The sequence below is a fragment of the Streptomyces sp. NPDC003284 genome (assembly GCF_053589675.1).
On sequence record NZ_JBSFSI010000012.1, the window covers coordinates 177,682 to 189,788 of the forward strand.

The window sequence follows — 12,107 nt, forward strand, 5'->3', positions numbered from 1 at the left end:
CGCCGGGGGCGTCTCCCCGCCACCCCCGGCCGTGTCCGGGACCGCGCTGTCCTGAGCTGGAGCCGTTGCGGCCACAATGGGGGGATGAGCGACAGTCCAGCCCCTCTCGCCGATCCGCATCTCGTCTTCGACCCCGCAGGCGGCGACGGACCCAGGGACGTGGTCGTCCTCGGGTCCACCGGATCCATCGGTACCCAGGCCATCGACCTCGTGCTGCGCCACCCGGACCGCTTCCGGGTCACCGCCCTGTCCGCCAACGGCGGCCGGGTCGGTCTCCTCGCCGAGCAGGCGTTCCGGCTGCGGGCGCGGACCGTGGCCGTGGCCCGCGAGGACGTCGTACCGGCCCTGCGCGAGGCGCTGGCCGCGCAGTACGGCGGCGGCGAACCGCTTCCCGAGATCCTCGCCGGGCCCGACGCGGCCACCCAGCTCGCCGCCTCCGACTGCCACACCGTCCTCAACGGCATCACCGGCTCCATCGGCCTCGCCCCGACCCTCGCCGCCCTGACGGCGGGCCGCACCCTCGCGCTCGCCAACAAGGAGTCGCTCATCGTCGGCGGCCCGCTGGTCAAGGCGCTCGCCGCACCGGGGCAGATCATCCCGGTGGACTCCGAGCACGCCGCCCTCTTCCAGGCCCTCGCGGCCGGCACCAGGGCCGAGGTGCGCAAGCTCGTGGTCACCGCGTCCGGCGGCCCCTTCCGCGGCCGCACCAAGGAGGACCTGGCCCACGTCACCGTCGAGGACGCCCTCGCCCACCCCACCTGGGCGATGGGCCCGGTGATCACGGTGAACTCCGCCACCCTCGTCAACAAGGGCCTGGAGGTCATCGAGGCCCATCTGCTGTACGACATCCCCTTCGAACACATCGAGGTCGTCGTGCACCCGCAGTCGTACGTCCACTCGATGGTCGAGTTCACCGACGGCTCCACGCTCGCCCAGGCGACGCCCCCCGACATGCGCGGGCCCATCGCCATCGGCCTCGGCTGGCCCGAACGGGTGCCCGACGCGGCGCCCGCCTTCGACTGGAGCAAGGCTTCCACCTGGGAGTTCTTCCCGCTCGACACCGAAGCCTTCCCCTCGGTCGGCCTCGCCCGGCACGTCGGCCGGCTCGCGGGCACCGCCCCGGCCGTGTTCAATGCGGCCAACGAGGAGTGCGTCGACGCGTTCCTGCGCGGCGCGCTGCCGTTCAACGGGATCATGGAGACCGTGACACAGGTGGTCGAGGAACACGGCACACCCGCCACGGGAACTACTCTGACCGTGCCGGACGTCCTCGAAGCGGAGACCTGGGCCCGCTCCCGCGCCCGGGAACTGACAGCGCAATCGGCGACCGCGGAGGCGCGTGCATGACGTCCCTGATGATGATCCTCGGCATAGTCGTCTTCGTGATCGGCCTGCTGGTCTCCATCGCATGGCACGAGCTGGGGCATCTGTCCACGGCCAAGCTCTTCGGCATCCGGGTGCCGCAGTACATGGTCGGCTTCGGACCGACGATCTTCTCGCGCAAGAAGGGCGAGACGGAGTACGGCATCAAGGCCATCCCGTTCGGCGGCTACATCCGCATGATCGGCATGTTCCCGCCGGGCGACGACGGCCGGGTCACCGCCCGCTCGACCTCGCCCTGGCGCGGCATGATCGAGGACGCCCGCTCGGCCGCCTTCGAGGAGCTGGAGCCCGGCGACGAGAAGCGCATGTTCTACACGCGCGCCCCGTGGAAGCGGGTCATCGTCATGTTCGCGGGCCCCTTCATGAACCTCGTCCTGGCGGTCGCGCTGTTCCTCGTCGTGCTGATGGGCTTCGGCATCTCGCAGCAGACCACCGCCGTCAGCTCGGTCTCGCAGTGCGTCATCGCGCAGAGCGAGAACCGCGACACCTGCACCAAGGCCGACGCCCCCTCCCCGGCCGCGGCGGCGGGCCTGCGGGCCGGTGACCGGATCGTCTCCTTCGACGGCGTGAAGACCGACGACTGGGACCGGCTCTCCGACCTGATCCGCGCCACCCCCGGCAAGGACGTGCCGATCGTCGTCCACCGCGACGGCCGGGACCTCACCCTGCACGCGAAGATCGCCAGCAACCAGGTCGCCGAGAAGGACGCGCACGGCCAGATCGTCCAGGGCAAGTACGTCACCGCGGGCTTCCTCGGCTTCAGCGCCGCCACCGGCATCGTCCGCCAGGACTTCGGCGAGTCCGTGAGCTGGATGGGCGACCGGCTCGGCGAGGCCGTCGACTCCATCGCGGGCCTGCCCGGCAAGATCCCCGCCCTGTGGGACGCCGCCTTCGACGGCGCGCCCCGCCAGCCCGACTCCCCGATGGGTGTGGTCGGCGCGGCCCGCGTCGGCGGCGACATCTTCACCCTGGACATCCCGCCCACCCAGCAGCTGGCCATGGCCATGATGCTGGTCGCCGGGTTCAACCTCTCCCTGTTCCTCTTCAACATGCTCCCGCTGCTCCCGCTGGACGGCGGCCATATCGCCGGTGCCCTGTGGGAGTCGCTGCGCCGCAACCTCGCCAGGGTGCTGCGCCGCCCGGATCCGGGCCCGTTCGACGTGGCGAAGCTGATGCCGGTCGCCTACGTGGTGGCCAGCGTCTTCATCTGCTTCACGATCCTGGTGCTGATCGCCGACGTCGTTAACCCCGTCAAAATCACCTAGCCACCGATTGTTCGAGGCGGCCGGACAGGCACCCTGTCCGGCCGCCTTCCATCGAGTGGGTTTGCCGGGTGGGATGTGCCGATGATCGGGGCGGTGCCGTAATCTCGAAGCCTGGAGCCCGCCGCTGAACGGGGCCGGACCTTGATCCACGACTTGGGGTTGCACAGCAGATGACTGCGATTTCTCTCGGCATGCCGTCCGTTCCGACCAAGCTCGCCGAGCGCCGCCGGAGCCGGCAGATCCAGGTCGGGTCCGTGGCGGTCGGCGGAGACGCGCCGGTGTCGGTGCAGTCGATGACGACGACGCGTACGTCGGACATCGGTGCGACGTTGCAGCAGATCGCGGAGTTGACGGCGTCGGGGTGCCAGATCGTGCGGGTGGCGTGTCCGACGCAGGATGACGCGGATGCGTTGGCGGTGATCGCGCGGAAGTCGCAGATCCCGGTGATCGCGGACATTCATTTCCAGCCGAAGTATGTGTTCGCCGCGATCGAGGCGGGGTGTGCGGCGGTACGGGTGAATCCGGGGAACATCAAGAAGTTCGACGATCAGGTGCGGGAGATCGCGCGGGCGGCGAAGGATCATGGCACGCCGATCCGGATCGGGGTGAACGCGGGGTCGCTGGACCGGCGGTTGTTGCAGAAGTACGGGAAGGCGACGCCGGAGGCGCTGGTGGAGTCGGCGCTGTGGGAGGCGTCGCTGTTCGAGGAGCATGGTTTCCGGGACATCAAGATCTCGGTGAAGCACAACGACCCGGTCGTGATGATCGAGGCGTACCGGCAGCTGGCGCAGCAGTGCGACTATCCGCTGCACCTCGGTGTGACGGAGGCGGGTCCGGCGTTCCAGGGGACGGTCAAGTCGGCGGTGGCGTTCGGTGCGCTGCTGTCGCAGGGGATCGGGGACACGATCCGGGTGTCGTTGTCGGCGCCTCCGGTGGAGGAGGTGAAGGTCGGTATCCAGATCCTGGAGTCGCTGAATCTGAGGCAGCGGGGTCTGGAGATCGTGTCGTGTCCGTCGTGCGGGCGGGCGCAGGTGGATGTGTACAAGCTGGCGGAGGAGGTCACGGCGGGTCTGACGGGTATGGAGGTGCCGTTGCGGGTCGCGGTGATGGGCTGTGTCGTCAATGGTCCGGGTGAGGCGCGTGAGGCTGATCTGGGTGTGGCGTCGGGCAATGGGAAGGGGCAGATCTTCGTGAAGGGCGAGGTGATCAAGACGGTGCCCGAGTCGAAGATCGTGGAGACCCTGATCGAGGAGGCCATGAAGCTGGCCGAGCAGATGGAGGCGGACGGCGTCGCCTCCGGCGAACCCGAGATCTCCGTCGCGGGCTGACCCGCCGCCGACGGCACCCGGCCCGGCACGCCGCCGGGCCGCACACCTCCCCGGATCCCACCCCTCCGGATCCCACCACCCCGGATCCCACGTCGCGCAGAGCCTCGCACCCCGCGGTGCCCCGCACCGCGTAGGGCCTCACAGCCCGCAGTGGCTCACTCTTCGCGCAGCCAGTCCGTCGGATCCGCCACCGGTGAGTCCTCCTGGACGGACCCGGGCGCGGCCCGGTTCGGCGCCGCCGGACTGCTGTACGGCGACTGCGGGGGAGGCGCCGGATCCCGGTCACCGGGGGCTCCCGCACCGCGCGGCGGCAGATGCAGCGCGAGCAGCGCGGCGTCGTCACCGCTGGGCCTGATCCGGTCCAGCAGCGCGTCGCAGAAGTCGTCCACCGTCTCCCCGGCCATCCTCCGGGCCAGGACCTGCGCGTGATGGCGGAGTCTGGCCATCCCCAGATCGATCGGCCGGTCCCTGCTCTCCACCAGACCGTCGGTGTAGAGCAGGAGCAGGGACTCGGGCGGCAGTTCCGCGTACGCGTCGGGCCAGTCCAGCCCCAGGTGCAGGACGGCGCTCATCCCGATCAGCGGGCCGTGCCCCGCCGTCAGGAACCGCGCCTCGCCGTCCCGGGTGATCAGCAGCGGCGGCGGATGCCCGGCGTTGACCCAGTTCAGCCGCCACGGCCCGCCCTCCGGCCCCTCGATCCGGGCGAAGATCAGCGTGGCCATCGGCGCGTCACTGGTGTGGGTGACCGCCTCGTCCAGCCGGCACATGATCAGACTGGGCGGCTTCTGATGGTCCCAGGCCAGCGCGCGCAGCATGTTGCGGACCTCGGCCATGTGCGCGGCGGCCTGGAGGTCGTGTCCGACCACGTCCCCGATCACCAGGGCCATCACCCCGTCGGCGAGCAGGAAGGCGTCGTACCAGTCGCCGCCGACCTCCATCGCGCTCTGCGCCGGGAGATAGCGCGCGGCCATCCGCAGATGGTCCACCTGGGGGAGCGGGGCCAGCAACTGGCGCTGCATGGTCTCCGAGACGCTGCGCTGCTCCTGGTAGAGCCGGGCGTTGTCCAGCACCAGCCCCAGCCGGCGGCCGATGTCGGCGAGCAGCCGCACCTCCGCGGCGGTGGGCGCGGGCGCGTCACCGGCGCGGCCCACCGTCAGCATCCCGTAGCGGTTGCGGCGCGCGGCCAGCGGCATCACCACGGCGGTGTGGCCGCCCAGCCGCTCGAAGAGCCGTCCGTGCGTCGCGGCCAGCGGGGCCAGCGGGGAGCCCGGGTCCCGCAGTTCGGCGGCGGTCAGCAGCACCGGCTCGTCGGCGCTCATCACCCGCTCCACCGCCGCCCGCGCGTCCACCGGCAGCGGCGGCAGCGCGCCCTCCAGCCGCCGCGCCCGCCGCGGATGCGCCGGGCACCGCACGGCGACCCGCTCCAGCAGCCCCGACCGCTCCGAGCACAGAGCGACCTCCGCCCAGTCGCCCAGTTCCGGCACCAGCAGGTGCAGCAGCCGCCGTATCCGCCCGGACGCCTCCAGGGCGGACATCAGCACCGAGGAGACGTCCGCCAGCAGGTTCAGCCGGGCGGTCAGCGCCTCCAGCGCGGCGGCGTGCGCGGCCATCCGCTCCTCGGCCGCCCGGTGCGCGCCGAAGTCGTCGAAGCACACCACAAGACCCGCGGGGCGGCCCGCCACCAGCAGTGACGTGGTGGTCCAGATGATCGGCAGGACCGACCCGTCGGCCCGCTGGAAGTACTCCTCACAGCCCTCACCGGCGGGCCGGGCGCCCGCCAGCGGCGTCTGCATCCGGCACTCGCCGCGCGGCATCTCGGTGCCGTCGGCGCGGCGGTGCAGCGCGTCGTGCGCGTCCCGGCCGAGCAGCTCCGCCTCCGAGCGGCCCAGCAGCCGCTCCGCCCACGGGTTGACCGATGTGATGCACCCCGCGGCGTCGATGGTGAAGACGCCGGTGCCCAGGTCGTGCAGGACCGCCCGTGTGAAGTCCGGTTCCAGGGCGATGTCCGCCGTGTTCATGGCCTCAGCCCCTCGCCCTCGCCGCTCCGGACCGTCGTCCGAGGTGGTGCCACCGTGATCACCGCTTTCCGAACCCGGCTCGACATGAGGGGTACCCATAACCGCCCACACTGCCACACACCGGACCACCCGGTGCCCGGCCCTTCCGGGAGGGCGGCGCCGCCAGGATTCGGCAGGTACAGTGCGGAGATCAGCGGAACCCCAGCGTGAGGCCCCGTACGTGTTGACCCAGACCACCTCACGGGTGCTCGAACCGAGCGACCTGGACGCGGCACTCGCCGTCCTCGACCGCGAGCCGGTCGCGAACGCCTTCGTGACCTCCCGGGTGCGGATCGCGGGCCTCGACCCGTGGCGGCTCGGCGGCGAGATGTGGGGCTGGTACGAGGACGGCATGCTCACGTCCCTGTGCTACGCGGGCGCCAACCTGGTCCCGATCTGCGCCACCCCGCGCGCCGTGCGCGCCTTCGCCGACCGCGCCCGGCGGGCCGGCCGCCGCTGCTCCTCCATCGTCGGTCCCAGCGAGCCCACCACCGAGCTGTGGCGGCTCCTCGAACCGAGCTGGGGCCCGGCCCGCGAGGTCCGCGCCCGCCAGCCCCTCATGATCACCGACCGGATGCCGGACGACACCGCCGCCGACCCCTACGTCCGCCGCGTCCGCAAGGACGAGATGGAGACGATCATGCCGGCCTGCGTGGCGATGTTCACCGAGGAGGTCGGCGTCTCCCCGCTGGCCGGTGACGGCGGCCTCCTCTACCAGGCCCGGGTCGCCGAACTCGTCGGCTCCGGCCGCTCCTTCGCCCGCCTCGACGAGCACGGCAAGGTCATGTTCAAGGCCGAGATCGGCGCCGCCACCGACCGGGCCTGCCAGATCCAGGGCGTCTGGGTCGCCCCCGAGTACCGCGGCCGCGGCCTGGCCGCCCCCGGCATGGCCGCGGTGCTGCGCTACGCGCTGGCGGACGTCGCCCCCGTGGTGAGCCTCTACGTCAACGACTTCAACGCCCCGGCCCGGCGCACCTACCGGCGCGTCGGCTTCCAGGAGGTCGGCGCGTTCACCAGCGTGCTCTTCTGAGCCCGCCCGGCCGTCCGCGCGGCTCCGGCGGCGGACGGCGGCCGGGTAGTCTCCCCGGCATGGCGCACTTTCCCGGTCACGGCCCCGGTCACGGCCCCGGCCCCGGCCGCCGAGACGACATCGTGGTCGGCCCCCTCGATCTGGCGGCCCGGGTCGACGAGGCGCTCGCCGTCCAGGCCGTCGCCTTCGGACTCGGCGCCGAGGAGGTCGCCGTACGCCGCCAGATCGTGCTGCGTCACATGACCTGCCCGGGAGCCCGCGCGCTTGGCGCCACCACCGCGGACGGCCGGCTCGCCGGATTCGTCTACGGCATGCCCAACGACCGCACCCACTGGTGGTCCACCGTCGTCGAACCGTATCTGCGCGCCCGCGGGCACGAGGACTGGCTGGACGGCTCCTTCGTCATCACCGAACTGCACGTCCACCCGGCCCACCAGAACCGGGGCGTCGGCCGCGCCCTGATCACCGCCGTCACCGACACCGCCGCCGAGCCCCGCTCCATCCTCTCCGCCATCGACACCGACAGCCCGGCCCGCGGCCTCTACCACTCCCTGGGCTACACCGACCTGGCCCGCCAGGTCCTCTTCCCCAGCGCGCCGCGGCCGTACGCCGTGATGGGCGCCCCGCTGCCGCTGCGCCGCCGCACCCCCCGGGTCCGCTGACCGATTTCCACCGCCGCCGTCCGCCCGGCTAACCTCCTAGCCATCACCGATATCCGGCAGGAGTACGAGAACGATGGCGAACGCACCGGTCCAGCGCATGTCCCAGTTGATGGCCAAGACGCTGCGCGACGACCCGGCCGACGCCGAGGTCCTCAGCCACAAGCTGCTGGTCCGCGCCGGTTACGTCCGCCGCACCGCCGCGGGCGTCTGGAGCTGGCTGCCGCTGGGCAAGAAGGTCCTCGCGAACGTCGAGCGGATCGTCCGTGAGGAGATGGACGCCATCGGCGCCCAGGAGGTGCTGCTGCCCGCGCTGCTGCCGAGGGAGCCGTACGAGGCGACCGGCCGCTGGGACGAGTACGGCGCCGAGCTGTTCCGCCTCCAGGACCGCCGGGGCGGCGACTATCTGCTCGGCCCCACCCACGAGGAGATCTTCACCCTGCTGGTGAAGGACCAGGCGTCCTCCTACAAGGACCTGCCGGTCATCCTCTACCAGATCCAGAGCAAGTACCGCGACGAGGCCCGGCCGCGCGCGGGCATCCTGCGCGGGCGCGAGTTCCTGATGAAGGACTCCTACTCCTTCGACACCGCCGACGAGGGCCTCGCCGAGTCCTACGCCCTGCACCGCCAGGCCTACCAGCGCATCTTCGAGCGCCTCGGCCTGGACTACCGCATCTGCGCGGCCACCGCGGGCGCCATGGGCGGCTCCCGGTCCGAGGAGTTCCTCGCCCCGGCCGAGGCCGGGGAGGACACCTTCGCCGACTGCCCGAACTGCGACTTCGCCGCCAACACCGAGGCGATCACGTACGAGCTGAAGCCGGTGGACGGCTCCGGTGTGCCCGCGCTGGAGGAGATCCCCACCCCGGACACCCCCACCATCGAGACGCTGGCCGCCTCCCTCGGCGTCCCCGCCTCCGCCACCCTGAAGAACCTGCTGGTCAAGGTGGACGGCGAGATCGTCGCCGTCGGCGTGCCCGGCGACCGCGAGGTCGACCTCGGCAAGGTCGAGGCGCACTTCGCCCCGGCCGCCGTCGAACTGGTCACCGCCGAGGACTTCACCGGTCGCCCCGACCTGGTGCGCGGCTATGTCGGTCCGCAGGGCCTGGGCGAGAAGACCACCTACATCGCCGACCCGCGCGTGGCCCCCGGCACCGCCTGGATCACCGGCGCCAACAAGGAGCACACGCACGCGAAGAACGTCGTCGCGGGCCGTGACTTCGAGGTCGACGCCTACGTCGACGTGGTCGTCGTGCAGGAGGGCGACCCCTGCCCCCGGTGCGGCACCGGCCTGAAGCTGGACCGCGCCATCGAGATCGGCCACATCTTCCAGCTCGGCCGCAAGTACACCGACGCCCTCAAGCTCGACGTCCTCGGCCAGAACGGCAAGCCGGTCCGCGTCACCATGGGCTCCTACGGCATCGGCGTCTCCCGCGCCGTCGCCGCCCTCGCCGAGCAGCACGCCGACGAGCACGGCCTGGTCTGGCCCGCCGAGGTGGCCCCGGCCGATGTGCACGTGGTCGCCGCGGGCAAGGCCCTCCAGATCGACCTGGCCCTCGACGTCTCCGCCAAGCTGGCCGCCGCCGGACTGCGCGTCCTCGTCGACGACCGCGCCGGGGTCTCCCCGGGCGTCAAGTTCACCGACGCGGAACTGATCGGCGTCCCCAAGATCCTCGTCGCCGGGCGCCGCTCCGCCGAGGGTGTCGTCGAGCTGAAGGACCGCCGCACCGGCGAACGCGAGGAACTGACCGTCGACGAGGCCCTCGCCCGCCTCACCGCCTGACCCGCGCACGGCCCCGCCCCTGCCCCGGGGCGGGGGCCGTGGACGTGGCGGCGGCGGCAGCCGCGCCCGAAGCGGTGTGCGGCAGGCGTCATCGGGCTGTCATCGGGCTGTCATTGGGCGGGCAGGCGTACGGAGTAGATGGACGGGGTGTCGAGCCGCCGGGAGACGAGCATCGCGCCGGTGACGGCGAAGAGCAGGGGGACCATCAGGGCGTCGACGGTACGGGTGAGTTCCAGCATCAGGACGACGGCGGCGATCGGCGCCTGCATGGCGGCGGCGAGGACCGCGGCCGCGCCGATGACCGCGAATCCGGCCGCCGGGGCGGGCCACGCGTGTGTCCAGCCCTGCCCCGCCAGAGAGCCGAGCAGCGCGCCGGTGGCGATGGTGGGGGTGAACAGCCCGCCGCTCGCACCACTGCCCAGGCTCCCGGCCGTGGCGAGCGGTTTGAGGAACAGCAGGGCCACCAGAAGAGGCGCGGCGACCTGCGCGGAGAGCGTGAGCTGGACGATGTCCTTGCCGTTGCCGAGCAGTTCGGGAAAGGGAACGGCAAGCAGCCCGACCACGGTGAAGACCAGGAGCGGCGCGATGAGCGGTCCCCACCCCGCGGGCCGGTGTTCGTGCCCGATCCGGATCATCCGCACCCAGCCGACCGCGACGAGTCCGGCGAGCGGCCCGATCAGCACGGCGAACACGGCCAGGGACGTGGACAGCCCCACCTCGGGCAACCGGTAGGTGGGCTCCTCGGGCAGCACCGTCCAGGAGACCGCGGTGGCGATGCAGCAGGTGGCCAGGGCGGGCAGGGCCAGGCGCAGCGACAGGACGCCGAGCATCACCTCCAGCGTCAGCAGCGCCCCGCCCAGCGGCACGTCGTACACACACGCCATACCGGCCCCGGCGCCGCAGGCGGCGAGCAGCCGCCGGTGCGCGGTGTCCAGCCGGGCCCAGTCGGACAGCCGGGAGGCCAGCGCCGCACCGGCCAGCCGCGGCGCCCCCTCGCGCCCCAGCGAGGCACCCATGCCGACGGTCACCACGGACAGGACCGCGGTGCCCAGACTCCGCCGCAGCGGCAGCCGCCCCTCGTCCCGCCACAGCGCCGTACTCACCTCCGAGCCGCCGGGGCCCGTCCACCACCGCAGGAGCCACCAGCCGAGCCCGGCCACCGCCCCCGCGGCGGCCAGCGCCACCACCCGACGGAGCGCACCGGCCTCCTCGACCGCGGCCAGGAAACTCCCCGAACGGTAGGAGTACGTGAGATGGGCCGCCGCATGCAGCACCACCATCAGCGCGGCACCCGCGAAGCCCGCGAGCACCCCCGTGGCCACCACCAGGACCCAGAACCGCGCGGACAGCGCGGGAACGTCCGAGGGCGCGACAAGGTTCGGCTGCCCCGCCGCCCCCGCGCCGCCGGACCTGTCCTGTCCCCGGCCACTGCCCCGTCCGCCGTCCATCGCACGCCCTTCCCGGGGAAACCGGCCGCTGCCGGACCCTCGCCGGGCATCGTCTCCCGTCCCGGCGGGCCGAAGGGCCGCCTGGCGCGTGTGTCGCGCCGCCCGCGCGAACCGGCCCCGGCACTCGGGCCGGGGCCCGTACCGCTCCCGGCTGCACCGGGCCGGTGTCGGCGGCGGAGCCGGGCCGTCGTCCCGCGACCGGGGACGGCCGCGGAGCCCGGGGATCAGAGCCAGCCGGCGAATTCCAGCAGGAGTTCGGCGTCCCGGGGGCGGCCGACACGGCGGGCGCGGACGCCGGACTCCACGGCGCGGAACAGGGTCCAGCCGGTGAGCCGTTCGCGGTCCACCTCCAGGGACTCCGCCAGGCGTTTGATCCGGCGCCGGGTGATGGCCGGTCCGGACGGGGAGGCGATCAGGTCCTCCACCCGGTCGCGGACGAGGCGCGCGAGGTCGAAGGCGGGCTCGCCGACCACCGGGTCGGGCCCCACGGCCAGCCACGGCACCCGGTCCCCGGCGAGCACCTTGCTCTGCCGGAACGTGCCGTGCAGCAGCCGCGGTCCGGGCGGCGCGGCCAGCAGCTCCGTACGGGCCGTGAGCGCGCTCTCGACCAGCGGCGCCACGTCCGGGTCGCGCTCCGCGCTCGCCCGCATCGCGTCCGCCTGCCGCCCGGTCCGCGCGGCGACCGTCTCGAAGGGATGCCCCCGCGGCGGCTCCACCCACAGCCGCCGCAGCGTGCCCGCCGCCTCCAGCAGCGCCCGCGCCTCCGGCAGCGACCGCACCGACACCTCCGGGTGCAGCCGTTCCAGCAGCAGCACACCGGCCTCCTCGTCCGCCCCGGCCGACTCCGGCTCCAGCAGCCGTACCGCGCCCCGGCCGTCCCAGTGCGCGAGCGCGGCCCGCTCGGCGCCGGGCCGGGCCCGGGGCGGGGCCAGCTTCAGCACGGCGGGCGTCCCGTCCGCCAGCCGCACCAGCACGACCAGGCTGCTGCGCCCGCCGGGCACCTGCACCCGCTCGACGGTCGACCCGCGTAGAGCGGCGGCCCGCTCGGCCAGTACGGGCAGCCGCTCCAGCCAGTCGTCACCGTCCGGCGACGTCTCGCCGAGCGCCCGGACCAGACGCCGAGGCGGTTCGAAAGCCATGCGCGAGTGTTCCCTTCC

The 12,107-nt window shown here is 73.0% G+C and carries 9 protein-coding genes; 6 read left to right on the forward strand and 3 right to left on the reverse strand.

Annotated features, from left to right (window positions below):
• The first annotated feature begins 84 nt into the window (after positions 1-84).
• The 3 genes from dxr to ispG all read left to right on the forward strand — a co-directional run bounded on the left by dxr (position 85) and on the right by ispG (position 3,976).
• A complete protein-coding gene (gene dxr, locus ACWDYF_RS24615) occupies positions 85-1,347 on the forward strand; it encodes a 1-deoxy-D-xylulose-5-phosphate reductoisomerase (protein WP_026252567.1) in 1,263 nt (420 codons plus the stop codon).
• Positions 1,348-1,355: 8 nt separating this feature from the next.
• Positions 1,356-2,648: a M50 family metallopeptidase gene (locus tag ACWDYF_RS24620; RefSeq protein ID WP_381741353.1), complete on the forward strand. Its 1,293-nt coding sequence runs from the start codon at positions 1,356-1,358 to the stop codon at positions 2,646-2,648.
• 170 nt (positions 2,649-2,818) lie between these two features.
• Positions 2,819-3,976: a flavodoxin-dependent (E)-4-hydroxy-3-methylbut-2-enyl-diphosphate synthase gene (gene ispG, locus ACWDYF_RS24625; RefSeq protein WP_381741296.1), complete on the forward strand. Its 1,158-nt coding sequence runs from the start codon at positions 2,819-2,821 to the stop codon at positions 3,974-3,976.
• Positions 3,977-4,131: 155 nt separating this feature from the next.
• On the opposite strand, the gene ACWDYF_RS24630 is transcribed toward ispG, so the two are convergent.
• Entirely contained in the window at positions 4,132-5,994 is a 1,863-nt protein-coding gene (locus ACWDYF_RS24630) for a SpoIIE family protein phosphatase (protein ID WP_389473295.1), read from the reverse strand.
• Positions 5,995-6,214: 220 nt separating this feature from the next.
• On the opposite strand from ACWDYF_RS24630, the gene ACWDYF_RS24635 reads away from it, so the two are divergent.
• The 3 genes from ACWDYF_RS24635 (at position 6,215) to ACWDYF_RS24645 (ending at position 9,502) form a co-directional block, all read left to right on the forward strand.
• Positions 6,215-7,063 (forward strand): GNAT family N-acetyltransferase, encoded by an 849-nt coding sequence (locus tag ACWDYF_RS24635; RefSeq protein ID WP_026252779.1) that lies wholly within the window; start codon positions 6,215-6,217, stop codon positions 7,061-7,063.
• Positions 7,064-7,122: 59 nt separating this feature from the next.
• Positions 7,123-7,725, forward strand: coding sequence for a GNAT family N-acetyltransferase (locus ACWDYF_RS24640; RefSeq protein WP_381741299.1), 603 nt, complete (start codon positions 7,123-7,125; stop codon positions 7,723-7,725).
• 73 nt (positions 7,726-7,798) lie between these two features.
• Positions 7,799-9,502: a proline--tRNA ligase gene (locus ACWDYF_RS24645; RefSeq protein ID WP_064535537.1), complete on the forward strand. Its 1,704-nt coding sequence runs from the start codon at positions 7,799-7,801 to the stop codon at positions 9,500-9,502.
• Between the two features lie 110 nt (positions 9,503-9,612).
• Here ACWDYF_RS24645 and ACWDYF_RS24650 read toward each other — a convergent pair whose 3' ends face one another.
• The gene (locus ACWDYF_RS24650) at positions 9,613-10,950 is read right to left on the reverse strand and encodes a chloride channel protein (RefSeq protein WP_389473299.1); all 1,338 of its coding nucleotides are present in this window, start codon (positions 10,948-10,950) and stop codon (positions 9,613-9,615) included.
• 224 nt (positions 10,951-11,174) lie between these two features.
• On the reverse strand, positions 11,175-12,089 hold the full coding sequence (locus ACWDYF_RS24655; RefSeq protein ID WP_389473301.1) for an aminoglycoside phosphotransferase family protein: 915 nt from the start codon (positions 12,087-12,089) through the stop codon (positions 11,175-11,177).
• Positions 12,090-12,107: the final 18 nt, after the last annotated feature.

Bases quoted from the DNA above. Each gene is read 5' to 3' on its own strand.
- ACWDYF_RS24640 (WP_381741299.1), top strand. From the start codon at position 7,123: ATGGCGCACTTTCCCGGTCACGGCCCCGGTCACGGCCCCGGCCCCGGC.
- ACWDYF_RS24620 (WP_381741353.1), top strand. From the start codon at position 1,356: ATGATGATCCTCGGCATAGTCGTCTTCGTGATCGGCCTGCTGGTCTCC.
- ispG (WP_381741296.1), top strand. From the start codon at position 2,819: ATGACTGCGATTTCTCTCGGCATGCCGTCCGTTCCGACCAAGCTCGCC.
- dxr (WP_026252567.1), top strand. From the start codon at position 85: ATGAGCGACAGTCCAGCCCCTCTCGCCGATCCGCATCTCGTCTTCGAC.
- ACWDYF_RS24655 (WP_389473301.1), bottom strand. From the start codon at position 12,089: ATGGCTTTCGAACCGCCTCGGCGTCTGGTCCGGGCGCTCGGCGAGACG.
- ACWDYF_RS24645 (WP_064535537.1), top strand. From the start codon at position 7,799: ATGGCGAACGCACCGGTCCAGCGCATGTCCCAGTTGATGGCCAAGACG.
- ACWDYF_RS24650 (WP_389473299.1), bottom strand. From the start codon at position 10,950: ATGGACGGCGGACGGGGCAGTGGCCGGGGACAGGACAGGTCCGGCGGC.
- ACWDYF_RS24630 (WP_389473295.1), bottom strand. From the start codon at position 5,994: ATGAACACGGCGGACATCGCCCTGGAACCGGACTTCACACGGGCGGTC.